The sequence below is a fragment of the Streptomyces sp. NPDC001796 genome, assembly GCF_042892355.1.
Taxonomy (GTDB): domain Bacteria; phylum Actinomycetota; class Actinomycetes; order Streptomycetales; family Streptomycetaceae; genus Streptomyces.
Window position 1 is genome coordinate 25,147 of the sequence record NZ_JBIAUC010000029.1, and the last position, 24,350, is coordinate 49,496.

21 protein-coding genes are annotated in these 24,350 nt (G+C 70.2%); 11 read left to right on the forward strand and 10 right to left on the reverse strand.

Annotated elements, in window-relative coordinates; translation table 11 throughout:
- Positions 1-46: 46 nt before the first annotated feature.
- From ACFYZE_RS33990 to ACFYZE_RS34005, 4 genes are all read left to right on the forward strand, one after another.
- Positions 47-805, forward strand: a complete 759-nt coding sequence (locus ACFYZE_RS33990; protein WP_389002874.1) for a TIGR03089 family protein — start codon at positions 47-49, stop codon at positions 803-805.
- A 214-nt stretch (positions 806-1,019) separates the two neighbouring features.
- On the forward strand, positions 1,020-2,165 hold the full coding sequence (locus ACFYZE_RS33995; RefSeq protein WP_389002877.1) for an LCP family protein: 1,146 nt from the start codon (positions 1,020-1,022) through the stop codon (positions 2,163-2,165).
- A gap of 239 nt (positions 2,166-2,404) precedes the next feature.
- The gene (locus tag ACFYZE_RS34000) at positions 2,405-4,135 is read left to right on the forward strand and encodes an LCP family protein (protein WP_389002880.1); all 1,731 of its coding nucleotides are present in this window, start codon (positions 2,405-2,407) and stop codon (positions 4,133-4,135) included.
- A gap of 138 nt (positions 4,136-4,273) precedes the next feature.
- Positions 4,274-5,878, forward strand: coding sequence for an LCP family protein (locus tag ACFYZE_RS34005; RefSeq protein ID WP_389002883.1), 1,605 nt, complete (start codon positions 4,274-4,276; stop codon positions 5,876-5,878).
- Positions 5,879-5,982: 104 nt separating this feature from the next.
- Here ACFYZE_RS34005 and ACFYZE_RS34010 read toward each other — a convergent pair whose 3' ends face one another.
- On the reverse strand, positions 5,983-7,011 hold the full coding sequence (locus ACFYZE_RS34010; protein WP_389002886.1) for a glycosyltransferase family 2 protein: 1,029 nt from the start codon (positions 7,009-7,011) through the stop codon (positions 5,983-5,985).
- Between the two features lie 98 nt (positions 7,012-7,109).
- Here ACFYZE_RS34010 and ACFYZE_RS34015 point away from each other — a divergent pair, with 98 nt between their 5' ends.
- Entirely contained in the window at positions 7,110-8,651 is a 1,542-nt protein-coding gene (locus tag ACFYZE_RS34015) for an LCP family protein (RefSeq protein ID WP_389002889.1), read from the forward strand.
- A gap of 32 nt (positions 8,652-8,683) precedes the next feature.
- Here ACFYZE_RS34015 and ACFYZE_RS34020 read toward each other — a convergent pair whose 3' ends face one another.
- Positions 8,684-9,256 carry an acyl-CoA thioesterase gene (locus tag ACFYZE_RS34020; protein WP_389002892.1) on the reverse strand — a complete coding sequence of 191 codons (573 nt, stop codon included), beginning with the start codon at positions 9,254-9,256 and terminating at the stop codon, positions 8,684-8,686.
- A gap of 119 nt (positions 9,257-9,375) precedes the next feature.
- On the opposite strand from ACFYZE_RS34020, the gene ACFYZE_RS34025 reads away from it, so the two are divergent.
- Positions 9,376-10,665, forward strand: coding sequence for an LCP family protein (locus ACFYZE_RS34025; protein WP_389002895.1), 1,290 nt, complete (start codon positions 9,376-9,378; stop codon positions 10,663-10,665).
- Positions 10,666-10,737: 72 nt separating this feature from the next.
- Here the strand turns inward: ACFYZE_RS34025 and ACFYZE_RS34030 are convergent, their stop codons facing one another.
- Both ACFYZE_RS34030 and ACFYZE_RS34035 read right to left on the reverse strand, forming a co-directional pair.
- On the reverse strand, positions 10,738-11,547 hold the full coding sequence (locus ACFYZE_RS34030; RefSeq protein WP_389002898.1) for an Fpg/Nei family DNA glycosylase: 810 nt from the start codon (positions 11,545-11,547) through the stop codon (positions 10,738-10,740).
- 282 nt (positions 11,548-11,829) lie between these two features.
- Positions 11,830-12,987 carry an acyl-CoA dehydrogenase gene (locus ACFYZE_RS34035; RefSeq protein WP_389002901.1) on the reverse strand — a complete coding sequence of 386 codons (1,158 nt, stop codon included), beginning with the start codon at positions 12,985-12,987 and terminating at the stop codon, positions 11,830-11,832.
- 179 nt (positions 12,988-13,166) lie between these two features.
- Between ACFYZE_RS34035 and ACFYZE_RS34040 the strand changes: the two genes are divergently transcribed.
- Positions 13,167-14,510 carry a UDP-glucose dehydrogenase family protein gene (locus ACFYZE_RS34040; RefSeq protein WP_389002904.1) on the forward strand — a complete coding sequence of 448 codons (1,344 nt, stop codon included), beginning with the start codon at positions 13,167-13,169 and terminating at the stop codon, positions 14,508-14,510.
- Between the two features lie 104 nt (positions 14,511-14,614).
- On the opposite strand, the gene ACFYZE_RS34045 is transcribed toward ACFYZE_RS34040, so the two are convergent.
- Complete coding sequence (locus ACFYZE_RS34045) at positions 14,615-15,121, reverse strand: CGNR zinc finger domain-containing protein (RefSeq protein WP_389002907.1); 507 nt, start codon at positions 15,119-15,121, stop codon at positions 14,615-14,617.
- Positions 15,122-15,301: 180 nt separating this feature from the next.
- Between ACFYZE_RS34045 and ACFYZE_RS34050 the strand changes: the two genes are divergently transcribed.
- Positions 15,302-15,661, forward strand: a complete 360-nt coding sequence (locus tag ACFYZE_RS34050) for a VOC family protein (RefSeq protein WP_389002910.1) — start codon at positions 15,302-15,304, stop codon at positions 15,659-15,661.
- A gap of 18 nt (positions 15,662-15,679) precedes the next feature.
- On the forward strand, positions 15,680-16,072 hold the full coding sequence (locus ACFYZE_RS34055; RefSeq protein ID WP_389002913.1) for a VOC family protein: 393 nt from the start codon (positions 15,680-15,682) through the stop codon (positions 16,070-16,072).
- A 150-nt stretch (positions 16,073-16,222) separates the two neighbouring features.
- On the opposite strand, the gene ACFYZE_RS34060 is transcribed toward ACFYZE_RS34055, so the two are convergent.
- Genes ACFYZE_RS34060 through ACFYZE_RS34070 form a run of 3 tightly spaced genes read right to left on the reverse strand, consistent with a single transcriptional unit; the run spans position 16,223 to position 19,078 of the window.
- Positions 16,223-17,407: a dipeptidase gene (locus ACFYZE_RS34060; protein ID WP_389002916.1), complete on the reverse strand. Its 1,185-nt coding sequence runs from the start codon at positions 17,405-17,407 to the stop codon at positions 16,223-16,225.
- 4 nt (positions 17,408-17,411) lie between these two features.
- Positions 17,412-17,942 (reverse strand): 5-(carboxyamino)imidazole ribonucleotide mutase, encoded by a 531-nt coding sequence (gene purE, locus ACFYZE_RS34065; RefSeq protein WP_389002919.1) that lies wholly within the window; start codon positions 17,940-17,942, stop codon positions 17,412-17,414.
- Positions 17,939-19,078, reverse strand: a complete 1,140-nt coding sequence (locus tag ACFYZE_RS34070) for a 5-(carboxyamino)imidazole ribonucleotide synthase (protein WP_389002922.1) — start codon at positions 19,076-19,078, stop codon at positions 17,939-17,941. Before ACFYZE_RS34070 ends, purE begins: the two co-directional genes overlap by 4 nt.
- Positions 19,079-19,389: 311 nt before the next feature.
- Between ACFYZE_RS34070 and ACFYZE_RS34075 the strand changes: the two genes are divergently transcribed.
- The gene (locus ACFYZE_RS34075; RefSeq protein WP_389002925.1) at positions 19,390-19,929 is read left to right on the forward strand and encodes a GtrA family protein; all 540 of its coding nucleotides are present in this window, start codon (positions 19,390-19,392) and stop codon (positions 19,927-19,929) included.
- A 146-nt stretch (positions 19,930-20,075) separates the two neighbouring features.
- Here ACFYZE_RS34075 and ACFYZE_RS34080 read toward each other — a convergent pair whose 3' ends face one another.
- Positions 20,076-21,353, reverse strand: coding sequence for an ATP-binding protein (locus tag ACFYZE_RS34080; protein ID WP_389002928.1), 1,278 nt, complete (start codon positions 21,351-21,353; stop codon positions 20,076-20,078).
- A 228-nt stretch (positions 21,354-21,581) separates the two neighbouring features.
- Positions 21,582-22,259 carry a response regulator transcription factor gene (locus ACFYZE_RS34085; RefSeq protein WP_086747411.1) on the reverse strand — a complete coding sequence of 226 codons (678 nt, stop codon included), beginning with the start codon at positions 22,257-22,259 and terminating at the stop codon, positions 21,582-21,584.
- A 534-nt stretch (positions 22,260-22,793) separates the two neighbouring features.
- Here ACFYZE_RS34085 and ACFYZE_RS34090 point away from each other — a divergent pair.
- The gene (locus tag ACFYZE_RS34090; RefSeq protein ID WP_389002931.1) at positions 22,794-24,290 is read left to right on the forward strand and encodes an oligopeptide:H+ symporter; all 1,497 of its coding nucleotides are present in this window, start codon (positions 22,794-22,796) and stop codon (positions 24,288-24,290) included.
- Positions 24,291-24,350 lie beyond the last annotated feature (60 nt).

The window sequence follows — 24,350 nt, forward strand, 5'->3', positions numbered from 1 at the left end:
CCCGCCGCCGACGCGCGCACGTCCGCCCCCGCGTACTCTTGGCGCCGTGACCGCCACCGATCGCACACCCTCCGACCTGCTGCGATCCGCGCTCGCCGCGGACCCCGCGCGCCCCCTGGTGACCTTCTACGACGACGCCACGGGCGAACGCGTCGAACTCTCCGTCGCCACCTTCGCCAATTGGGTGGCCAAGACCGCCAACCTCCTTCAGGGTGACCTCGCCGCCGAGCCCGGCGACCGGGTCGCGCTGCTGCTGCCCGCGCACTGGCAGACGGCGGTGTGGCTGCTCGCCTGCTCGTCCGTGGGCGTCCTCGCGGACGTCGGCGGCGACCCGGCCGCCGCCGACCTCGTGGTCAGCGGTCCCGACACGCTGGACACGGCGCGTGCCTGTTCCGGGGAGCGCGTGGCCCTCGCCCTGCGCCCACTCGGCGGCCGCTTCCCGCAGACCCCGGACGGCTTCGTCGACTACGCCGTCGAAGTACCGAGCCAGGGCGACCGCTTCCAGCCCTACGCCCCCGTCGACCCGGACGAGCCGGCGCTGATCGTCTCCGGGGCCGAGCACACGGCGGCGGAGGTCGTGGAACGGGCCCGGGCGGACGCGCTGCCCCTCGGGCTGACGGGGCCCGGGGCGCGGTTGCTGTCGGGGTTGCCGTATGACACGTGGGAGGGATTGAGCGCCGGGTTGTACGCGCCCTTGGCCGCGGGGGGCTCGGTCGTGTTGTGCCGGCACCTCGAGCGGTTGGGAGAGGAAGGGCTGGCCAAGCGGATCGAGAGCGAAAAGGTGACGGCGACGGCTGTCGGCTGATCAGCGCCGTGCGGCTGCCGCCCGTTGTCCGGCCGCGCGTCCCCTGCGGCTGATCACGCCACGCCGCGAAGCCGCACGATGTCACAGCCCCGCGCCTCTATAGGGGCGCGGTCGGCGTCCATCCGGACCAGTTCCGGACGCCCCGCGACCCGGCCCCGGGCCATCGTCGTAACAGCAGCTTCCGTTCATACGACGCAAGGCGGTGGACCCGGCAGTGAGAGCACGTCATCGGCGATGGCGCTGGGCGCGATGGTGTGCGGTCGGACTGGCCGCGCTCCTGCTGAGCGCCGCCGGGGCCGGCTGGGTCGCGTACGAGAAGCTGGACTCGAACATCACCGCGGACGAGGCAGCCGCCGCCGAGCTCGCCCGGTACGAGAAGGAGCGGCCCACTTCGCTCGTGCGCGGCGCGCGGAACATCCTGCTCATCGGGTCCGACTCACGCGCGGGCGCCGGCAACGGCCGGTACGGGCGGGATTCCGGGACGGAGCGGTCCGACACCACGATCCTGCTGCACCTCGCGGCCGACCGGCGCAGTGCCACCGCCGTCTCCCTGCCCCGTGACCTCATGGTGAACGTGCCGAGCTGCGGCCGGCCGGACGGCAGCCGCAGCGAGGCGCAGTTCACCATGTTCAACCACGCCTTCGCGACCGGGGGTTCGGCCTGCACGATCCGTACCGTCGAGAAGCTGACGAACATCCGCGTCGACCATCACATGGTCGTCGACTTCAACGGCTTCAAGAAGATGATCGACGCGCTCGGCGGCGTCCAGGTGTGCCTGAGGCACCCGATCGACGACACGGCCGCCAGGCTCAGACTGCCCGCGGGCAAGGTGAAGCTCGACGGCGAGCAGGCGCTCGGCTACGTACGGGCCCGCAAGAGCCTCGGCGACGGCAGCGACACCGAGCGGATGGAGCGCCAGCAGCGTTTCCTCGGCGCGCTGGTGACCAAGGTGCGCAGCAACGGCGTCCTGCTCAACCCCGTGAGGCTGTATCCGGTGCTGGACGCGGCCACCTCGGCCCTCACCACGGACCCGGGCCTGGCGAGTCTGCGCGGACTCTATGCACTCGTGCGCGGGCTCGGGAACCTCTCCGCGGAAAATGTACGGTTCCTGACGGCCCCGCGCACCCCGTACCCGGGCGACATGAATCGTGACGAACTCGTGCAGCCGGCGGCGGACAGGCTCTTCCGGCGCCTGCGTGCGGACCAGCCGGTCGAGGTCACCAAGGAAGTTCCGGGTAATTCAGCCGCAAAAACGAGCAATACGCCGCCCGGTTCCGGACCCGGTTCGCGGGAGAGGACACCATCCGGGCCCACGCCCACTTTCACCGGCAACACCGCCGCCCAGGACGCCTGCGGGTAAAGCGCACCCCATGGCGGGGAACGCGTGAGCTAAGAAGTGTCTGAGAAATAGGGCGGATTGCCCGGTTGTAGGGAAGTGGAATTTGTCACCGCCGTCGCTCGACGCCGAACTGGGCGGATAGTGTGAGCGATCCGGTGCCACGCCCCGAGGTCCGTCCTGGGCAAACGCACTGGCTGAAGAGACCCGAGCGCCTTGAGGGGGAAGGCGCCGCGTGGCCCCGACGGAGGATTCGGACAACCGTGGACGCGCAAGGCCGTGGGCGGGCGGACAACATCGACCCCGCAGACCAGTGGGTGCTCAACCCGAACACCGGCGAATACGAACTGCGACTGGCCGCTCCCGGAGCGCAGTCGTCCGTGCCGAGACCGCGCAGGGGGACCCCCGCCGGCAGCGCGCAGGGGGGCACCCGCACGGCACCCGGCCGGGGGGAACCGGCCCCGGACGTCCTCCCCGGTCAGCGCCGCCGCCGCGCGGCGCCCCCGGAGCCGCCGGGGCGCCGCCGGGGCCGTACCAAGCCCAAGAAGGGCAAAGCGAAGAAGATACTGCTGTGGACCGGCGGCAGCATGGCGTTCGTGCTCGTCGCGGTCACGGCGGCCGGTTACTTCTACCTGCAGCACCTCGAGGGCAACGTCTCGACGACGGACGTGGGTGACGCCGCGAAGAACGGCTTCAGCAAGGACGAGGCGTTCAACATCCTGATCATCGGCACCGACAAGCGCACCGGCGCGGGCAACGAGGGCTACGGCGACGCCGGCAGCGTCGGCCACGCCGACACCAACATCCTGGTGCACGTCTCCAAGGACCGGACGAACGCGACCGCGCTGAGCATCCCGCGCGACCTGGTCGTCGATGTGCCGGACTGCCCGACCAAACAGCCCGACGGCACCACCAAGGTGATCCCCGGTACGCGGGACGTCCGCTTCAACACGAGCCTCGGGCAGGACGGCCGCGACCCGGGCTGCACCATGCGCACGGTCAAGGAAGTCACCGGCATAGAACCCGACCACTTCATGATGCTGGACTTCAACGCGGTGAAGACGCTGACGACGGCGGTGGGCGGCGTCGATGTGTGCCTCAAGCACGCGGTCAACGACCCGAAGTCGCACCTCAAACTGCCCGCCGGTCCGTCCAAGATCGAGGGCGAGCAGGCCCTCGCGTTCGTGCGCACGCGGCACGCCTGGGGCAATAAGGGCGACCTGGACCGGATCAAGGTGCAGCAGCAGTTCATGGCGTCGCTGATGCGCAAGATGTCATCGAGCGACACGCTGACCAACCCGTCGAAGCTGCTCGACCTCGCCGAGGCCGCCACCAAGGCGTTGACCGTGGACACGGGCCTGCACAAGGTGAGCACGCTCAAGGACGTGGCCCTGGAGCTGAAGAAGGTACCGACGAAGAACATCAGCTTCCTGACCGTGCCGGTGCTCGACAATCCGGCGGACGGCCCGGTGCACAAGACGGTCATCGTCGACCCGAACTCGGCTCCCCAGGTCTTCGACGCCATCAAGAACGACGTGTCCTTCACCGCGGTGAAGAAGAAGCAGCAGGCGGAGAAGACCGCCGCGAACGACCCCCTCAAGGGCTCGCGCTCCGCCGCCTCCGCCATCCGCGTCGACATCTACAACGGCGGCGCCCCCGCCGGCAGCGCACAGTCGACGCTGAGCTGGCTGCAGAACAACGAGGGCGTGACCAAGTCCAGCCAGCTCGGCAACGCGGGCAAGACGCTCAGCAAGACGACGCTCGAGTACTCTCCCGACCAGGCCGACCAGGCGCGGAAGCTGGCGGACATCATGGGGTTGCCCGCTTCGGCGCTGAAGCCGGGCAAGAGCGAGAAGAACGACCAGGGGCTGCCCGCGATCGTGCTGACCCTCGGACAGGACTTCCAGGGCCCGGGCACGCCGCTCACCGCTCCGACCAAGGCGCCGGACGTCCCCAACAAGTCCACGGCGGACAAGGTTCAGTGCGCCAGTTGAGCGCACAGCGCCACCTTACGGGCCTGTCGTGCGTCTAACAGGACGCCTGGCAGGCCCGTCAGGTGCCGCAAGGGTGGGGAGGATGGGTAGTTGACGCAGTACGGTCTGCGGGGGGAAGCATCTGCGGTCGAAGAGGCCATGTCCCTCTCACCTCGGGAACGGCACACGCCGGACGGCCATGGCTCGAGCGGGGGGCGAGGGCCTGGCGACGGCGGACGCGACGGCGGCAACAGACGCCGCAGAAGGCGTGCGCTGCGGTGGTCGGCGACGGTTCTGTCGGTCGTGATACTCGGCACGGCCGGCGCCGGATATCTCTACTACCAGCACCTGAACGGCAACATCCGTAAGGGCGAGCGCAGCAGTGGCGACTCCAAGGCACAGAGGACCCAGCCGAACGCGGCCGGCCAGACGCCGGTGAACATCCTGCTGATCGGTTCCGACAGCCGTAACTCCGACGCGAACGTGGCGCTGGGCGGCAGCAGGGACAACCGCGGCAACCCGCCGCTGGCCGACGTCGAGATGCTCATCCATCTGTCCGCCGACCGCAAGAGCGCCGCCGTGGTGAGCATCCCGCGCGACACCCGGGTCGAGATCCCCAAGTGCAAGGATCCGGCGACCGGCCACGAGTACCCGCCGACCAACGCCATCATCAACGAGTCGCTGGCCCGCGGCGGCCCCGGCTGCACGCTGGCCACCTGGCAGAACCTGACCAAGGTCTACATCGACCACTGGATGATGATCGACTTCGCGGGCGTGGTGAAGATGGCTGACGCCATCGGCGGCGTCGACGTCTGCGTGAACCAGAACGTCTGGGACCGCCCACTGCCGAAGGTACCCGGTGGTTCCGGCCTGAAGATGACGGCCGGCACGCACAACGTCAAGGGCGTACAGGCTCTGCAGTGGCTGCGCACCCGCCACGCCTGGGGCAGTGACCTGCTGCGGGCCAGGGCGCAGCACATGTACCTGAACTCGATGATCCGCACGTTGAAGAGCCAGAACGTCTTCACCGACACCGGCCGGCTGATGGGCCTGGCCGAGGCTGCCACGAAGTCCCTGCAGGTCTCCGAGGAGATCGGCTCGGTCAGGGAGCTTTACGACCTGGCGATGCAGCTCAAGACGGTCCCGACGAACCGCATCACGATGACCACGATGCCCAATGTCACCGACCCGCAGAACGACGACCACGTGGTCCCCGACGGTGCCAACGCGGACAAGATCTGGGAGATGATCCGCGACGACGTGCCGTTCGACGACAAGGGCACGACGCCGGCGCCGAAGAATACTGCGGGCACGACCCAGGCGGCCAAGGCTCCGTCGGCCACGGTCGCGGCCGACCGGTTGGGCGTGGTGGTGCAGAACGCCACCAGGACGTCCACCCAGGCCCCGGTGCCCGGCCGGGCGCGCGACATCAGCCAGGCGCTCGTGGAGAAGGGCTTCGCCAGGGCTGTGCCCGACACCACCGCGGCGCTGTCCGAGGACCAGACGGTCGTGCGCTACCCGAGCGCGGACCTGGAGGGTGACGCCAAGAGCGTCGCCACGGCACTGGGCATTCCCATGAGCGCCGTGAAGAAGTCGACCGACGTGTCCGGCGTCACGGTCATCGTGGGCTCCGACTGGCGTACCGGCACCAGCTACCCGAAGCAGTCCACTCCGAAGCCCGGGGACCTCCCCAGCAACTCCGACGCCATCAACAGCTCGGACGCCGGCCAGTGCATGGACGTCTACGCCCCCTACCGGTGGTGAGCGCCCGGAGCCGGTCCAAGGGGCCGGCTCCGGTGACGAGTCGAGGCACGCCGGGTTTCCGGGGCTGATGTGTGTCCGCCGGCGGCTGCGGGAAAGCAGACCGGTCAGGCCTGGCTGACCACTGCCGGCCGCCGGGAGGCGATGACCTTCCTCGCCAGGGACCTGGGGCTCGTCAGGAAGCCCCAGCCCCACGACATGTGCATCGTGGCGAGGGCGACGGGGATCTGCAGCCGGGCCTTCAACGGCAGGCCCCTGCCCGCCGGGATCGAGCCCAGCGCGATCGCCGCGAGATAGCCGCCGGGGATCACGAAGCCCCACGGGGTGATCGCGGCCCCGACCACGATGCCCGCGGCGATCGCGCACACGGCGGTCGGCGGGGCGAGGTAGCGCAGGTTGATGGAGCCCTCGTGGTAGCGGGCGACGACATGACGCCAGCGGCCGTAGTCCTTGTACTGCTTGGCGAGCGCGCGCACCGACGGCCTGGGCCGGTACGACACCTTCAGCTCCGGTGAGAACCAGATCAGGCCGCCCGCTTCGCGGATGCGGAAGTTCAGCTCCCAGTCCTGGGCCCTGATGAACTCCTCGTTGTAGCCGCCCTGCTGCTCGAGGGCCTCCCTGCGGAAGACGCCGAGGTAAACCGTCTCCGCGGGGCCGGCCTCGCCGCCGGTGTGGAAGGCGGCGTTCCCGACCCCGATCTTCGAGGTCATGGCGGCGGCGACCGCGCGGTCCCAGTCGTTCTCGCCCTCGGCGTGCATGAGGCCGCCGACGTTCTGCGCGCCGGTCTCCTCCAGGAGGCGTACGGCGGTCGCGATGTAGTTCGGCGAGAGCATGCCGTGGCCGTCGACGCGGACCACGATCGGGTGCCGGGACGCCTTGATCGCTGCGTTGAGCGCGGCGGGCGTGCGGCCCGTCGGGTTCGGGACCGTGTGCACGCGGGGGTCCTCCCGGACCAGCTCGGCCGCGATCTCGTCCGTGCGGTCCGTGGACGGGCCGAGCGCGATCACGACTTCCATCTCGCCGCCGTACTCCTGCGCGAGGATCGCTCGGACGGCTCCGCGCAGATGCCGCTCCTCGTTGAGCACGGGCATGATCACGGACACGGCAGGCAGCTGCACGTCGGGCTTGTCGTTCATAGGAGCCTCACGTTACCGCGAACGGGGGACACCGTTGCGCGCCGCCCGGGCGCCGCCGAGGGCCGAAGATCACGAGGGCCTACGGTGCTCCCGGACCCATGCCCAGCCCCGCGGAGGTCTCCCCCGTGCCCACGCCCACCCGCTCGCCCGCGCGCCGCGAGCAGGTCCGCCGCTCCCCCGCCAGGCGGCCGCCCGTCCGGCCGCGGAAGCGCGGCTGGACCGTGCGGATGACCACAACGCTGTCGGTGGTGGTCCTGGTCGCGGCCGGCATCGGGCACGCGGTGATCACCAACCTCGACGACGGGATCTCCCGCATCGACCCTTTCAAGGACATGAAGAACCGTCCCGCGGCGGGCAACGGCATGAACGTCCTGCTGGTCGGCACCGACGGGCGCGACAGGATCACGGAGAGGGAGCGGCGGGCGTTCCACCTGGGCGGCGAACCCTGCCACTGCACCGACACGATCATGATCGTGCACATCTCGGCGGACCGGCAGCGGGCGACCGTGGTCAGCCTGCCCCGCGACTCCTACGCGGAGGTGCCGGAGCACACCGACGAGGCGACAGCGCAGCGGCGCCCCGCCCATCCGGTCCGGCTGAACGCGGCGTACGCGGAGGGCGGGCCGAACCTGACCGTGCGGACGGTCGAGGACATGACCCATCTGAAGATCGACCACTACCTGGAGGTCGACTTCATCAGCTTCATGAAGACGGTGGACGTCCTGGGCGGGGTACGGGTGTGCACCACGCAGCCGCTCAAGGACACCTACACCGGGCTCGATCTGGCCACGGGCACACATGTGCTGAGCGGCGGGCAGGCGCTGCAGTACGTGCGGTCCCGGCATGTGGACGGGGCGTCCGACCTGGGGCGGATGCAGCGGCAGCAGAGGTTCCTGGCGGCGCTGATCGACCGGGCGACGTCGTCGGGTGTGCTGCTGAACCCGATGAAGCTCCGGGCCGTGGCGCAGGCGGCGCTCGGGGCGGTGCGGGCGGATCAGGGGTTCGGGACGGAGCAGTTGCTGGACCTGGGGCAGGCGATGCGGAACTTCTCGCCGCGGTCGTCGGAGTTCACGACCGTGCCGATCGGGCAGATGGAGTACGAGGTCAAGGGGCTGGGGTCGACGGTGAAGTGGGACGACGCGAAGGCGAAGGCGTTGTTCGACTCGCTGCGGGAGGACCGGCCGCTCACTCCTCGCGAGCCACGGCCGAAGGGGCAGGCGAAGCCGGAGGCTCCTGCCCGGGCACCCGCGGCCGCGGAGGTGGAGGTGCCTCCGCAGCAGATCCCGGTGCAGGTGGAGAACGGCACGCTGACGGAGGGGCTCGGCAGGAGGGCGGACGACGGGCTCGCGGCCGCCGGGTTCCGCACGACGCGGCAGCCGGTGAACGCGGCGGAGCGCGGCGTGCGGCGCACGGTCGTGATCTACGACCCGCGCTGGGACCGCTCGGCGAAGGTCCTGGAGGCGGCGTTGCCGGGGAGCGAACTGCGGGCGGTGCCGGGACAGGGGGCGGCGCTGCGGGTGATCGTGGGGACGGACTTCAAGGAGGTGCGGCCGGTGAGGGTGCGGACACCGGAACCGAAGGCTTCGCCGACGCCGCAGCAGGCGGTGGTGACGGGGGATCAGGTGGTGTGCCCGGCGTAGAGGACGCCGGGCACGAAACGGACTACCGTGCGTCAGTCCTCGAAACCCTCCGCCGCCCTCTTCTCGCGTAGTTCCTTGATCGCCCGACGGCGGGCCAGGCGGTGGGTGCGGCGGATCTGGGCTTCCTGGTAGCGGCGCCTGTCCCGGTCCGTCTGCGGGATCACCGGCGGGACCCGGCGGGGCTTGCCGTCCGCGTCGACCGCGGCGAAGACCAGGTAGGCGGAGCCGACCTGGGTGGGCGGGGTGGACTCGTTCCAGCGTTCGGCCAGGACCCGTACGCCGACCTCCATCGATGTCCGGCCCGTCCAGTTGACCTGCGCCTTCACATGAACCAGGTCACCGACCCGGACGGGCTCCAGGAACACCATCTCGTCCATCGACGCCGTCACCGCGGGTCCGCCGCTGTGCCGGCCGGCCACCGCGCCCGCCGCGTCGTCGACGAGTTTCATGATCACGCCGCCGTGCACCGTGCCCAGCAGGTTGGTGTCGTTGTGCGTCATGATGTGGCTGAGCGTGGTCCGGGACGCGGAGGTGGGCTTCCCCGGAAGTGCAGCCTCTGTTTCGCCCAGAATTTCTGATTCCGGGGCGGGGGCCTGGTCTGTCATGGCCTCCACCTTATGCGGCGCCACGATCCGGAGACTTTGTGTCGGCTTCGCAACAGCCCTGACCCTGTTTTTCCTCGGCTCTTGTACGGCCCACAGCCCGACCCTGCACACTGGGGCGCATGAACAATTGGCCCGAGGGATGGTCCGACGACAGCCGCGGCAACCGCTACGGACGCGGCAGCACCAGCGCTCAGCCCGAGGGCGCGCGCGTGATGCGGCAGGTCCGGCGTACGCCCGGCGCACCGGGCGGCCCCCAGGCCGCGCCGCCGTACGGCGGGGTGCCGCAGCAGCCGACGTACGACGACCAGGGGGGGTACGGCGGCTACGACAACGGCTATGGCAGCGGTTACAACACCGGCCAGGTCTACGGAAGCCCGGCCGGCAGACCCCACGGACCGGGCGGCGGCGGACCCGGCGTAGCGCGCACCGCGCCCAACTGGCGCCGCCGGATCAAGTGGACCGCGATCACGCTGGTCACCGCCTTGGCGGTGACCTCGGTCGCCACCTACTTCTGGGCCGACTCCAAGCTCCACCGCGACGTCGACCTCTCCAAGGTCATCGACCGGCCCGCGACGGGCAAGGGCACCAACTACCTGATCGTCGGATCCGACAGCCGCGCCGGCATGTCGGACGCGGAGAAGAAGAAGCTGCACACCGGGTCCGCCGAGGGCAAGCGCACGGACACCATGATGATCCTGCACGTCGGCGACAACGGCGACACGCTGATCTCGCTGCCGCGCGACTCGGACGTGCAGATACCCACGTACAAGGGGTCCACGTCCGGCAAGGTCTACCAGGGCACCGGACGCCATGTGAAGCTGAACGCGGCCTACGCGGAGGACGGCCCGGAGCTGCTGGTCCGCACGGTGGAGTACAACACCGGGCTGCGTATCGACCACTATGCGGAGATCGGCTTCGACGGCTTCGCGAACATCGTGGACGCGGTCGGCGGTGTCACGATCACGATCGACAAGGGCTTCAAGGACAAGTACTCGGGCGCCGACTTCCAGGCGGGCACCCAGAAACTGAACGGCGGGCAGGCCCTCGCCTTCGTCCGCACCCGGCACGCCTTCGCGCAGAGCGACCTGCAGCGCACCAAGAACCAGCAGAAGTTCCTGGCGGCGCTCGCCCACCAGGTCGCGACCCCCTCGACGGTCCTCAACCCGTTCAAGCTCTACCCGACGATGGGCGCCGGGCTGGACGCGCTGACCGTGGACAAGGACATGTCCCTGTGGGACCTGGCCTCCATGTTCTGGGCGATGAAGGGCGTCAACGGCGGCGACGGCAAGTCCATGAACATGCCGATCTCCGGCTCCACCGGCGGCAACCTGCTGTGGGACAAGGCGAAGGTCAAGACGCTGGTAGACGAGCTGAAGAACGACCAGACGGTGACGGTCTCCGGCAACTAGTCCCTCACGCGGCGACACGCCGTCGCGGCGGCGTGCGGCACGTGTGGGGAAGGGAACCGCGCCCTTCCCACCTCACCGACCGGGCGGGACGGTCAAGGACCCGCCCGGCTGGCACCGCGGGCACCACACCGTCCCGCGACCCGCGATGCGCGAACGACGCAAGGTCTCGCCGCAGCGCGGACAGGCCGGGTAAGGGTCGTCGCGGTGGCCGGTGAGCCAGGAGTCGCGCGGGGGCACGCAGCCGGCGGTGACCGCGGAGCGCAGCGTGCGGCGCATGTGTGTGTACAGGCGCCGGAGTTCGGCCTGGGTGAGATCGCCGGCCCTGCGGGTGGGAGGAAGCCCGGCGCGCCACAGGATCTCGTCGACGAGCAGATTGCCCAGCCCTGCCAGGACCGACTGGTCCATGAGGACGCTCTTGACGCGGCCGCGGCGGGAAGAGAGCGCGGCCCCGAACTCCCTGCCGTCCACGGCCATGGCGTCGGGGCCCTGGCGGCCCAGCAGCCGGGCGACGTCGCAGTCGTCGGCCAGCCAGAGTCCCTGTAGCTTGCGCTGGTCGCGGTAGCGGAGCTGGCGGTCGCCGCCCAGGGTGAACAGGACGCGGTCATGGGCCTCGACCGCATCCTCGGGGTGACCGCAGACCAGCCGGCCCGTCATGCCGAAGTGCAGCAGGAGAGTGGGACCGTCGCCGGTACGGGCGAGCAGCCACTTCCCGTGCCGCCGCGGCTCGGTGAACCGCCGGCCTTCCAACGCGTCGCGCAGCCGCCGAACGCTCACCCCGCGCAGGACGCCTGCGTCGCGCACGTCGACGCGCTGAACGACCCTGCCCTTCGCGCAGGACTCGAACACCTTCCGGAATCCCTCGACGTCTGGCAGCTCAGGCATGGGATTACGCCCTTCAGCCGGCCGGCGCCCGGCGCGCCCTGGGGGCTGCCGCACATGAGATGCGTCGCCCCTTCCCTGACACCTCCTTCATTCCCCGTGGGCTTCATTCCCCGTCGGCTTCTTTTCCAGTCTGCTTCTTTTCCGGCCTGCTTCTTTTCCCGTCGGCGCCGTCCGGTCCCCACCGGCCATCTGTGCGCCTCTGACCACCCCATGCGAACGGCCCCCGGCGATGCCGGGGGCCGAGGTGTCTGGCGCAGGTGAAGGCGGTCTCCCGTTCTCCCGTCAGGGAAGGTTCCTTGCCATCACGATCCGCTGAACTTGGTTCGTGCCCTCGTAAATCTGGGTGATCTTCGCGTCGCGCATCATGCGCTCGACCGGGTAGTCCCGGGTGTAGCCGTAGCCGCCGAGCAGTTGGACGGCGTCCGTGGTGACCTCCATGGCCACGTCCGAAGCGAAGCACTTGGCGGCGGCGCCCTGGAAGGTGAGGTCGGAGTCGCCACGCTCGGACTTGGCGGCGGCCGCGTAGGTCAGCTGGCGGGCGGCCTCGATCTTCATCGCCATGTCGGCCAGCATGAACTGGATGCCCTGGAAGTCGGCGATCGGCTTGCCGAACTGCTTGCGTTCCTTGACGTAGTTCTTGGCGTAGTCGAAGGCGCCCTGCGCGACACCGAGGGCCTGCGCGGCGATGGTGATGCGGGTGTGGTCCAGGGTCTTCATCGCCGTGGCGAAGCCGGTGCCCTCCTCGCCGATCATGCGGTCGGCGGGGATGCGGACGTTGTCGAAGTAGACCTCACGGGTGGGTGAGCCCTTGATGCCGAGCTTCTTCTCCGGGGCGCCGAAGGACACGCCCGGGTCCGACTTCTCGACGACGAAGGCGGATATGCCCTTGGAGCGCTTCTCGGGGTCGGTCACCGCCATGACCGTGTAGTACTCGGAGACGCCCGCGTTGGTGATCCAGCGCTTGACGCCGTTGAGCACCCAGTGGTCGCCGTCGCGCACGGCCCGCGTCTTCATGCCGGCCGCGTCCGAGCCCGCCTCCGGCTCGGAGAGGCAGTACGAGAACATCGCGTCGCCCTTGGCCAGCGGCGCGAGGTACTTCTTCTTCAGCTCCTCGGAGCCGGAGAGGATCACCGGCAGCGAGCCGAGCTTGTTCACGGCCGGGATGAGGGAGGAGGAGACGCAGACACGGGCCACCTCCTCGATCACGATGACGGTGGCGAGCGCGTCCGCGCCCGCGCCGCCGTACTCCTCCGGTACGTGCACCGCGTGCAGGTCGTTCGCGACGAGGGCCTCCAGCGCCTCCTGCGGGAAGCGGGCCTCCTCGTCCACCGCGGCGGCGTACGGCGCGATCTTCGCCTCGGCCAGCGAGCGGATGGCGTCACGGAGCATGTCGTGCTCTTCGGACGGGCGGTACAGGTCGAAGTCAGCCGATCCGGCCAAGGTCTCTCACGCTCCAGGAAGACGCAGTGCTCTGACGCTAATTACCGTTAAGTAACTCGAATTTTAGGGGCCCGCCCACGGGACGGGTACGTGAGCTTGGCGACAGCTGGGAAATTGCCCGGGAAGGCGCCCGGCTATGCTCGGGCACCGGTCACCGCCCTACCCGTTCTGGAGCACCCATGAGCCTCAAGATCACCGTGATCGGCACCGGCTATCTCGGCGCGACGCACGCCGCGGCCATGGCCGAGCTGGGGTTCGAGGTGCTGGGTCTGGACGTCGTGCCCGAGAAGATCGAGATGCTGCAGCGGGGCGAGGTCCCGATGTACGAGCCCGGGCTCGAGGAGTTGCTGCGCAAGCACGTCGCGGGCATCGAGGGATCCAGCGGGCGGCTGCGCTTCACGATGGACTGGGCCGAGCTGGCCGAGTTCGGCGACGTCCACTTCCTGTGTGTGAACACCCCGCAGAAGCACGGCGAGTACGCCTGCGACATGTCGTACGTCGACGCCGCGATCGCCTCCCTCGCGCCGCATCTGAAGGGCCCCGCGCTCGTCGTCGGCAAGTCGACCGTGCCCGTCGGCTCCGCGGACCGCCTCGCCACGTACCTCGCCGAGCACGCGCCCGCGGGCGGGGACGCCGAACTGGCCTGGAACCCCGAGTTCCTGCGCGAGGGCTTCGCCGTCAAGGACACGCTGCACCCGGACCGGATCGTGATCGGCGTGCGCAGTGAGCGGGCCGAGAAGCTGCTGCGCGAGGTGTACGCGACGCCCCTGGCCGAGGGCACGCCGTTCGTGGTGACCGACTTCCCGACCGCCGAGCTGGTGAAGACCGCCGCGAACTCCTTCCTCGCCACCAAGATCTCCTTCATCAACGCGATGGCGGAGGTGTGCGAGGCCGCGGGCGGCGACGTGGCCAAGCTGGCGGAGGCCATCGGCTATGACGACCGGATCGGCAAGAAGTTCCTCCGTGCGGGGATCGGCTTCGGCGGCGGCTGTCTGCCGAAGGACATCCGGGCCTTCATGGCGCGCGCCGGTGAGCTGGGCGCCGACCAGGCACTGACCTTCCTGCGCGAGATCGACTCCATCAACATGCGCCGGCGCGGCCAGATGGTGGAGATGGCGCGGGAGGCGCTGGGCGGCGGTTCGTTCCTCGGCAAGCGGGTCGCGGTGCTCGGCGCCACCTTCAAGCCGGACTCCGACGACGTCCGTGACTCGCCCGCGCTGAACGTCGCCGGGCAGATCCACCTGCAGGGCGGCCAGGTCACGGTCTACGACCCCAAGGGCATGGACAACGCCCGGCGGCTCTTCCCGACGCTCGGCTACGCCGACTCCGCGCTGGAGGCGGTCAGGGGCGCGGACGTGGTCCTGCACCTCACCGAGTGGCGTGAGTTCCGCGAGCTGGACCCGGCGGAGCTGGGCGAGGCGACGGCCTCCCGCATCCTCCTCGACGGCCGCAACGCGCTCGACCCGGAGGTCTGGCGCCGGGCCGGGTGGACGTACCGGGCGATGGGCCGCCCCACCGCATAGCCGTACGGGTGACGCCGGTCCGGCCGAGGCTCAGTCGGCCGGACCGGCGTCCTGTTGCATTCTGCACCACCGGGTCACCGTCCGACCGGTGAACTCCCTGTGGATCACGCCTCTTTCGCCCGATACCGCCGCATCTTCGCGCGCGCCCCGCACACCGCCATCGAGCACCAGCGGCCACGTCCGGCCGGACTGCGGTCGTAGTACGCCCAGTGGCACGTCACGGCCTCACAGGCCTTCAGACGGCCCCAGGTGCCCGCTGTCAGCGCCTCGGCGACCGCCGCCGCCACGCGCGCGTGCAAGGTGCCCTCGCCGGCGGGGGTCAGACGGGCCGAGCCGTCCCGCTCGTCGACGGCCACATAGAGCGGGGCCTGCGCCAGCAGACGGGTCAGGGGGGTCACCTCGCGGTGCGGCGGGTGGCCCGCGTGGGCGAGCAGGGCGGCCCGCAACGACTCGCGCAGTTCGCGGGCGCGCGGCAGCTCGTCCTCGGTGAGAGCGAAACGGGACCGGCCCTCCACGGTGTCCAGCGAGTCGGTGCCCGACTCGATGTCCAGCGTGTTCACCAGGGCCTGGACGAGTTCGAGTCCGCCGGGAGCGGGCGATCTCTCACTCATGCCCGCGACGTTACCTCCAGCTGCCCCTGATGCGGTAACCGGGGCCGGCCGGCGTGTACCTCTTGCGCCGTCACCTCATGACCGGGAGCATGACCACGCAGCAGCTGTTACCTGTTGACGGCTTCTTTCGGTAACAGGTGCCAGAGTTCCATCGGTGACCGCGATCTGGAGGAGGAAGTCATGGCTCTCGCCAAGCTCGGCCCCGTCGTCCTGGACTGCCCGGACCCGGGCGCGCTCGCGGCCTTCTACGCCGAGGTGCTCGGCGGCAGCGTCGAGGGCGAGGGGGACTGGGTGGACCTGCGGGTGCCCGGCGGGCAGGCGCTGGCCTTCCAGGCGGCGCCCGGATTCGTACCGCCGAAGTGGCCCGCGCCCGACCACTCGCAGCAGTTCCACCTGGACCTGGTGGTGGAAGACCTGGACGCGGCGGAGAAGGGGGTGCTGGAGCTGGGCGCGAAGCCGCTCGACGCGGAGGACCGCTCGCGCACCTTCCGCGTTTACGCGGACCCGGCCGGGCACCCGTTCTGTCTCTGCGCCTGCTGACGCCGAAGGAGGCCCCTCATGCCCGCTGTGGCACGTTTCCGCAACGTGGTGATCGACTGCCCGGACCCCCGCGCGCTCGCCGAGTTCTACGCGCGCGTGGGTGGTGGCACACCCAAGGCCGAGGACGAGGAGTGGGTCGTCCTGCGGATCCCCGACGGGCCGCGGATCGGCTTCCAGCGGGTGGAGGGCTACACCCCGCCGGAATGGCCGCGCGCGGACCGCAACCCGCAGCAGTTCCATCTCGACTTCGACGCGGGTTCCACCTGGGAGGAGGTGGACGCGGCGCACGAGAAGGTGCTGGCGCTGGGCGCGCAGCCACTGGACGTGGCGGACCGGGAGAAGAAGGACTTCATGGTGTACGCCGACCCGGCGGGACACCCCTTCTGCCTGTGCCGGATCGAGCACACCTGAACCGGCCGTTGCCCTGACCGGACCGCGCCGCCCACAGCGCGGGCCGGGTGGGCGGCAGCTCGGGTGCGGGCGCGACCCCCAGGGCCGGGAGGAGGGCGGCTCGGACTCGGTGGGGCGTACCGGACCGTCATCCCGCTCCGTCCCGGACGGTCAGCCGTCGAGGTCCTCGATGGTCGCGTGGGACGGCCCGCGGGTGGTCTGCACGTCGCGCGCCACGTCCTCGGCCGCGCCCAGCACCCGTACCGCGTTCTGCCAGGTCAGCTTCGCCAGGTCGGCCCTCGACCAGCCGCGGTCCAGCAGCTCCGCGATCAGGTTCGGGTAGCCCGAGACGTCGCCGAGGCCGTCCGGGGTGAAGGCCGTGCCGTCGTAGTCGCCGCCGATGCCGACGTGGTCGATGCCCGCCGCCTCGCGCATGTGGTCGAGGTGGTCGGCGACCGTCGCGACCGTGGCGACCGGGCGCGGGGTGCGCTCCTCGAAGGCGCGGTGGACCTTCATCGCCTCGGGGGTGGTGTCGAGGGGGTGCAGGCCGTGCGCGCGCATGTTGTCGTCCGCCGCGGCCGTCCAGTCGACGGCCGCCTGGAGGACGAACTTGGGCACGAACGTCACCATCGCCACTCCGCCGTTGGCGGGCAGGCGTTCGAGGACGTCGTCGGGGATGTTGCGCGGGTGGTCGCACACCGCGCGGGCCGAGGAGTGGGAGAAGATCACCGGGGCGTCGGTGGTGTCCAGCGCGTCGCGCATCGTGGTCGCCGCCACGTGCGAGAGGTCGACGAGCATGCCGAGGCGGTTCATCTCCCGGACCACCTCACGGCCGAATTCCGAGAGGCCGCCGACGCCCGGTTCGTCCGTCGCGGAGTCCGCCCACGCCACGTTGTCGTTGTGGGTGAGGGTCATGTAGCGCACACCGAGCGCGTACAGGCCCCGCAGCGTGCCGAGCGAGTTCGCGATGGAGTGGCCGCCCTCCGCACCCATCAGGGAGGCGATACGGCCCTCCTTGCGCGCCGTCTCCATGTCGGCGGCGGTCAGGGCGGGGGCCAGGTCAGCCGGGTAGCGGGCGAGCAGCTGCCGTACGCAGTCGATCTGCTCCAGCGTCGCGGGCACCGGGTCGGGCAGGTCGCAGGGCACGTACACCGACCAGTACTGGGCGCCGACCCCGCCCTCGCGCAGCCGGGGCAGGTCGGTGTGCAGGCGGGTGTTCTGGTGCCGGGCGACGTCCAGGGCGTCGAGGTCGTACCGGACCTGTTTGCGCAGTGCCCAGGGCAAGTCGTTGTGCCCGTCGACGACCGGGAACTCCCGCAGGAGTTCCCGGGCGGACTGCAAGGACGGCGAGGTCATCGCGTCACTTCCCCGAGTTGAAGCCGAAGCCCGCCGCCGCTCCCTCGACCTTGGAGCGCAGGCGCTTGCCCTTCTCGGTGGCCTGGTCGTTGAGTTCCTGCTGGAACTCCCGCATCCGCTGCAGGAGGTCCTCGTCGTGAGCGGCGAGGATGCGCGCCGCGAGCAACCCGGCGTTGCGGGCGCCGCCGACGGACACGGTGGCCACGGGGACACCGGCCGGCATCTGCACGATCGACAGCAGCGAGTCCATGCCGTCCAGGTACTTCAGCGGGACCGGCACGCCGATGACGGGCAGCGGGGTGACGGAGGCGAGCATGCCGGGCAGGTGGGCGGCGCCGCCCGCGCCCGCGATGATCACCTTCAGACCGCGCTCCGCCGCCTGCTCGCCGTAGGCGACCATCTCGCGCGGCATGCGGTGCGCGGAGACGACGTCGACCTCGTACGCGATCTCGAACTCGTCGAGGGCCTTGGCGGCGGCCTCCATGACGGGCCAGTCGGAGTCGGACCCCATGACGATGCCAACAACAGGGCTCATTCGGTGATCGTGCCTCTCAGGTAGCCGGCTGCGTGACGGGCGCGCTCCAGCACGTCGTCGAGGTCGTCGCCGTAGGTGTTGACGTGGCCCACCTTGCGGCCGGGCTTCACGTCCTTGCCATACATGTGGATCTTGAGCTGCGGATCGCGCGCCATGCAGTGCAGGTACGCCGAGTACATGTCGGGGTAGTCGCCGCCGAGGACGTTGACCATGACCGTCCACTTGGCGCGCGGGCGCGGGTCGCCGAGCGGGAGGTCGAGGACGGCCCGGACATGGTTGGCGAACTGCGAGGTGATCGCGCCGTCCATCGACCAGTGGCCCGAGTTGTGCGGGCGCATCGCCAGCTCGTTGACCAGGATGCGGCCGTCACGCGTCTGGAACAGCTCCACGGCGAGGTGACCGACGACGCCCAGTTCCTTGGCGATCGTGAGCGCGAGCTGCTCGGCCTCGAGGGCCAGCTCGTCGTCCAGGTCGGGGGCCGGGGCGATCACGGTGTCGCAGACGCCGTTCACCTGCCGGGACTCCACGACCGGGTAGGCGACGGCCTGCCCGTGCGGCGACCGTACGACGTTGGCGGCCAGCTCCCGGACGAAGTCGACCTTCTCCTCGGCGAGGACGGGGACGCCGGCACGGAAGGGGTCGGCGGCCTCCTCGACGGAGTCCACCACCCACACGCCCTTGCCGTCGTAGCCGCCGCGGACGGTCTTCAGGACGACGGGGAAACCATCGCCCTCGGCGGCGAACGCGGCGACGTCCTCGGGGTCGCTGACGATCCGGTGCCGCGGGCACGGCACACCGATCGAGTCGAGTTTGGCGCGCATCACGCCCTTGTCCTGGGCGTGCACGAGCGCGTCGGGGCCGGGGCGCACGGGGATGCCGTCCGCCTCCAGGGCCCGCAGGTGCTCGGTGGGCACGTGCTCGTGATCGAAGGTGATCACGTCACAGCCCTGCGCGAAGGCACGCAGCGTGTCCAGGTCGCGGTAGTCGCCGACGACGACGTCGCCGACGACCTGTGCCGCGGAGTCCTGGGGTGTGTCACTGAGGAGCTTGAACCTGATGCCCAGCGGGATGCCTGCCTCGTGGGTCATACGAGCGAGCTGGCCACCGCCGACCATGCCGACTACCGGGAATGTCACGGACCCAGGGTATCGGCCCGGCCAGGGAGGCCGGTTTCCGTCCCAGCGGAGGGCGTTTGGAGTGCCGATTCCGAGGGACTTTCGAAGGGGTACGCGAAGAAAAACTCGGGGGGTTTGCGGAACGGGGTCCAGGTGGCTTTCTTTCCGTCCTCATGTATGGTCCCCGGACATCGTTCACCGGCGCTCGTTAGCATGGCCGGGTTGACGGAGCCGTTCGGCGCCCTCCGCCGAGGGCCTGTTGTCACCGAGCGGCACGAACGACACCAGTGACGCGACCGATTACGACCGACCCGACGGGGGCTGGCGACACCATGGGCAGTGGTTCCACAAGTCTGACGGACAGGCCCCAGGGCGCGGTGCGCCGGAAGTTCGACCGGGTACTGCGCGAGGTCGCCAAGTTCGGCGCGGTCGGCGGAGCGGGACTGCTGGTCAACCTCCTGGTGTTCAACCTCGTGCGGAACGTCACGGGGCTCCAGGTGGTCCGGGCGAGCATCATCGCCACGGTCGTCGCCATCGTCTTCAACTACATCGGCTTCCGCTACTTCACCTACCGGGACCGGGACAAGAGCGGGCGCACCCGTGAGATGACCCTGTTCCTGGTGTTCAGCGCGGCGGGACTGGTGATCGAGAACGGTGTGCTGTACCTGGCGACGTACGGGTTCGGCTGGGACAGCCCGCTGCAGAGCAACGTCTTCAAGTTCCTCGGCATCGGCCTCGGGACGCTGTTCCGCTTCTGGTCGTACCGCACCTGGGTGTTCCGGGCCATTCCGGCGGGGTCGGCGGTGGCGGGCGCCGAGTCGATACTCCAGGAGGCACAGCAGCGGCGCCACGACGAGCACGCGAACCGCTGACCGGCACGAACCGCTGACCGGCGGCATCGCCTTGCCGCCGGTGCAGCACCTCGCCCGGCGTCATGCTGCGAAGGACTTCGCCCGGCGTGATGCGGCGAAGCAGCCGGCTCCTGACCGACCGCTTCACCGGGACCCCCGCTCCCGGTTCACCTCACAGTGGGTTCCGGTTCCTCCGGTTCGGCGGGCACCTTCAGCGGGGTCCGGGACAGGAACAGGCCGAAGACCGGGGGCTTGGCCTGGAGCATCTCCAGACGGCCCCCGTCGGCCTCCGCGAGATCACGCGCCACCGCGAGACCGATGCCCGTGGAGTTGCGGCCGCTGATGGTGCGCTCGAAGATCCGGGAGCCCAGCTCCGGCGGCACCCCCGGCCCCTCGTCCGTGACCTCCACGACCGCCTGGTTGCCGGTGACCCGGGTGCGCAGGGCGACCGTGCCGCCCCCGTGCATGAGCGAGTTCTCGATCAGCGCCGCCAGCACCTGGGCGACCGCCCCCGGCGTCCCCACGGCCCGCAGATGCCGTTTGCCGGAGCTGACGATCGCACGTCCCGCGCTGCGGTAGGCGGGCCGCCATTCGGCGAGCTGCTGCTGGATGACCTCGTCCAGGTCGAAGGAGACGGCGGAGCCGGTGCGCGGGTCACGGGCGTTCGTCAGCAGCCGCTCCACGACGTCCGTGAGCCGCTCCACCTGCGTCAGTGCGATCGTCGCCTCTTCCTTCACCGTGTCCGGGTCGTCCGTGAGCGTGATCTCCTCCAGCCGCATGGACAGCGCCGTCAGGGGTGTGCGCAGCTGGTGCGAGGCGTCGGCCGCCAGGCGCCGCTCGGCGGTCAGCATGCGGGCGATCCGCTCGGCGGAGGAGTCGAGGACGTCGGCGACCCGGTCCAGCTCCGGGACGCCGTACCGCTTGTGGCGCGGCCGCGGGTCGCCGGAGCCGAGGCGCTCGGCGGTCTCGGCGAGGTCGGTCAGCGGGGAGGCGAGACGGTTGGCCTGGCGCACCGCGAGCAGCACCGCCGCGATGATCGCGAGCAGCGCCACCAGGGCGATGATCAGCAGCGTACGGCCGACTTCGCGTGTGACGGCGGATCGGGGCTCCTCGACGCGGACCGTCTCCCCCTCCTCGCCCTTGGTCGTGGAGTGGATGACGTCACCCGTGGGCTGGTTGCCGACCCGGATGCTGGGCTGGCCGGGGATGTCGATCACCGCGTACCTGTCGCCGGTGACCTGGTCCTTGAAGACCGCGGCGCTGACCTTCTCGTCGCCGAGGATCCGGCTGTCCACGATGCTGGCCAGCCGCAGCGCCTCGGAGTCGACGCGCTCCTGGGCGCTGTTGCTGATCGTCCGGGTCTCGACGATCACGAGCGAGACGCCGAAGACCGCGATCACCACGAGGACGACGGCGAGGGTGGACTGGATGAGACGACGACGCACGGGGCCCTCCGGGCGGTGGCTTTACGACGACCAGTGTCCCCCGGGCAGGTCTGGGCCATGGGGTGGGGCCGCGCCCTGAGGGGGCGCGGGGAACTGCGCGACCGGCCACAGGAGACCCGCGGCCGTGGACGCACACCGGACCCACGGCCGTGCACACCGGCCACAACTGCGTGACGCCCTGTGGCCACCCCGAACCACACGGATCCCGGCGGAGCCCAGCGGCAGCGCCTAGTTCTTCTCGAACCGGAAGCCCACGCCCCGTACCGTCGCGATGTACCGCGGGTTCGCCGCGTCGTCGCCCAGCTTCTTGCGGAGCCATGAGATGTGCATGTCGAGGGTCTTCGTGGACGACCACCACGTCGTGTCCCAGACCTCGCGCATCAGCTGGTCGCGCGTGACGACCCGGCCCGCGTCCCGGACCAGGACCCGGAGCAGGTCGAACTCCTTCGCGGTGAGCTGCAGCTCCTCGTCGCCCATCCACGCCCGGTGCGACTCCACGTCGATACGCACGCCGTGCGTGGCGGGCGGCTGCGCGGGCTCGGTGGCGCCGCGCCGCAGCAGGGCGCGGACCCGGGCGAGCAGTTCGGCGAGCCGGAACGGCTTGGTGACGTAGTCGTCGGCGCCCGCGTCGAGGCCGACGACGGTGTCCACCTCGTCGGCCCGTGCGGTCAGGATGAGGATCGGGACGGTGTGGCCCTCGGCGCGCAGCCGGCGGGCCACCTCCAGACCGTCCATGCCGGGCAGCCCGAGGTCCAGCACGACCAGGTCGACGCCGCCCTGCATTCCGGCGTCGAGCGCGGTGGGTCCGTCCTCGCGCACCTCGACCTCGTAACCCTCCCGGCGCAGGGCACGGGCCAGCGGCTCCGAGATGGACGCGTCGTCCTCGGCGAGCAGTACACGGGTCATGGGGTGATGGTAGTCCGCCCAGGACAAGAGCAAAGGTGTGAGCGCGAGTGTGATGGCGGCTGCGAATTCTTACCTGTACCTGGGACGATGCGGCGGCGTCGCCGTCCGTGACGCTGTGTGGTCACGCCTGCACCTCTTGGGGGCCATTTGGGCATAGACCTTCGAATGGGTGACCATAGTTCCGTAACTACCTGTGATCCGCGTCTCAAGTCCTTCCATATCCGGCCCTGCCCTGCCGTATGGTGAAGAGAACGCCTGTAGCACCAACAGGGACCTTTGGCGGTAGCTCGACGCTGAAGGTCTCTTTTGTGTGCGGGCTGGCCTCCTCCCAGCCTTGAAGGAATGACCTGTGGCCGGGCCTTGAGCGCTCAACGCGCGTAGAGGCGTGGATGCCGGTGGTCGCCGTCCATCGCTCCGTGATCCGGGGCGTACACCCCGTGGGCGTGGGGCGGACGTCCGATCCCGCCGGTGCCGGCCGTCCCCCCACGGGCGCGTGCCGCTCGTGCAGCGCGTCCCGACCAGCAAGGAACGACCATGGCGTCCAGCCTGACGAAGGACTCGGTCCGCCCGGGCACCCCCGGATCCGAGAAGACCTTCTTCGGCCACCCCCGCGGACTGGCCACACTCTTCATGACGGAGATGTGGGAGCGTTTCTCCTACTACGGCATGAAGGCCCTCCTCCCGCTGTACCTGGTGGCACCGGGCGGCCTGCACCTGAGCGCGGCCACTGCGACCGCGATCTACTCGGTGTACGTGTCGCTCGTGTACCTGCTCGCCCTGCCGGGCGGCTGGTTCGCCGACCGCGTCCTCGGTCCCCGCAAGACGGTCGCCGTGGCGGGCTTCGTCATCATGCTGGGCCACCTCACGCTGGCCCTGCCGTCCTCCGGCACCTTCTTCGCCGGTCTCGGCCTGGTCGCGATCGGCTCGGGCCTGCTGAAGGCGAACATCTCGACGATGGTCGGCCACCTCTACGAGGGCCCGGACGACCCGCGGCGCGACGGTGGCTTCACCGTCTTCTACATCGGCATCAACCTGGGCGCCTTCGCCGCGCCGCTGGTCATCGGCACCGTCGGTGAGAGCGTCAACTGGCACCTGGGCTTCGCGCTCGCCGCGCTCGGCATGGCGCTCGGCCTCGGCCAGTACCTGCTCGGCCGCCGTCACCTGAGCCCCAGCTCGGAGGTCGTGCCCACCCCGCTGTCGGCCGAGCAGAAGAAGGCCACCCTCACCAAGGCCGCCCTGTGGGCGGGCGTCGCGGTCGTCTTCTACGCGATCGTCGGCTTCTCCGGCGTCTACACGCTGAACTGGCTGCTGGTCCCGATCACCCTCGCCGGCCTGATCATCCCGATCCTGGTCATCGCCCGCATCAAGCGGGACAAGGAACTGGACCGCACCGAGCAGTCGAGGATGACGGCGTACATCTGGTTCTTCGTCGCCGCGGCCGTGTTCTGGATGATCTACGACCAGGGCGGCTCGACGGTCTCGCTGTTCGCCGACTCCGCGGCGAAGAACACGATCTTCGGCTGGAACTTCCCGGTCTCCTGGTACCAGTCGGTCAACCCGGTCATGATCATGGCGCTGGCCCCGGTCTTCGCCTGGGCGTGGCTGGCGCTGGCCCGGCACGGCAAGGAGCCGAGCACCGCGGTGAAGTTCGCGATGGGCCTGGTCCTGATCGGCGCGTCCTTCTTCCTCTTCCTCGCCCCGCTGGCGATCGCCGACGGCGGTCACAAGGCGGCCGCGATGTGGCTGGTGGCGATCTACTTCGTGCAGACCATCGGTGAGCTGACGCTGTCCCCGGTGGGTCTGTCGGTCACCACGAAGATGGCGCCGGCGAAGTACGCCTCCCAGATGATGGGTGTCTGGTTCCTGGCCGTCACCGCCGGTGACGCCACGACCGGTCTGCTGTCCATCGCGGGCGTCGACCTGAACAAGACGGGCATCGTGACCCTGCAGGCCGCGCTCGCCGTGGTCGCCGGTCTTGCGGTGTGGATGTACCGCAGCAAGGTCAAGGAGCTCATGGGCGACGTGCACTGACGTCTGTCCCCGGCTCTCGGAGGGCCGCCGCACCCACGTGGGTGCGGCGGCCCTCCGCCG

Excerpts from the sequence above, each read along its gene's own strand:
- purE (WP_389002919.1), bottom strand. The coding sequence starts at position 17,942 with ATGAGCCCTGTTGTTGGCATCGTCATGGGGTCCGACTCCGACTGGCCC.
- ACFYZE_RS34060 (WP_389002916.1), bottom strand. The coding sequence starts at position 17,407 with ATGACCTCGCCGTCCTTGCAGTCCGCCCGGGAACTCCTGCGGGAGTTC.
- ACFYZE_RS34055 (WP_389002913.1), top strand. The coding sequence starts at position 15,680 with ATGCCCGCTGTGGCACGTTTCCGCAACGTGGTGATCGACTGCCCGGAC.
- ACFYZE_RS34090 (WP_389002931.1), top strand. The coding sequence starts at position 22,794 with ATGGCGTCCAGCCTGACGAAGGACTCGGTCCGCCCGGGCACCCCCGGA.
- ACFYZE_RS34040 (WP_389002904.1), top strand. The coding sequence starts at position 13,167 with ATGAGCCTCAAGATCACCGTGATCGGCACCGGCTATCTCGGCGCGACG.
- ACFYZE_RS34075 (WP_389002925.1), top strand. The coding sequence starts at position 19,390 with ATGGGCAGTGGTTCCACAAGTCTGACGGACAGGCCCCAGGGCGCGGTG.
- ACFYZE_RS34030 (WP_389002898.1), bottom strand. The coding sequence starts at position 11,547 with ATGCCTGAGCTGCCAGACGTCGAGGGATTCCGGAAGGTGTTCGAGTCC.
- ACFYZE_RS34020 (WP_389002892.1), bottom strand. The coding sequence starts at position 9,256 with ATGACAGACCAGGCCCCCGCCCCGGAATCAGAAATTCTGGGCGAAACA.
- ACFYZE_RS34050 (WP_389002910.1), top strand. The coding sequence starts at position 15,302 with ATGGCTCTCGCCAAGCTCGGCCCCGTCGTCCTGGACTGCCCGGACCCG.
- ACFYZE_RS34005 (WP_389002883.1), top strand. The coding sequence starts at position 4,274 with ATGTCCCTCTCACCTCGGGAACGGCACACGCCGGACGGCCATGGCTCG.
- ACFYZE_RS34085 (WP_086747411.1), bottom strand. The coding sequence starts at position 22,259 with ATGACCCGTGTACTGCTCGCCGAGGACGACGCGTCCATCTCGGAGCCG.
- ACFYZE_RS34010 (WP_389002886.1), bottom strand. The coding sequence starts at position 7,011 with ATGAACGACAAGCCCGACGTGCAGCTGCCTGCCGTGTCCGTGATCATG.
- ACFYZE_RS34015 (WP_389002889.1), top strand. The coding sequence starts at position 7,110 with ATGCCCAGCCCCGCGGAGGTCTCCCCCGTGCCCACGCCCACCCGCTCG.
- ACFYZE_RS34045 (WP_389002907.1), bottom strand. The coding sequence starts at position 15,121 with ATGAGTGAGAGATCGCCCGCTCCCGGCGGACTCGAACTCGTCCAGGCC.
- ACFYZE_RS34025 (WP_389002895.1), top strand. The coding sequence starts at position 9,376 with ATGAACAATTGGCCCGAGGGATGGTCCGACGACAGCCGCGGCAACCGC.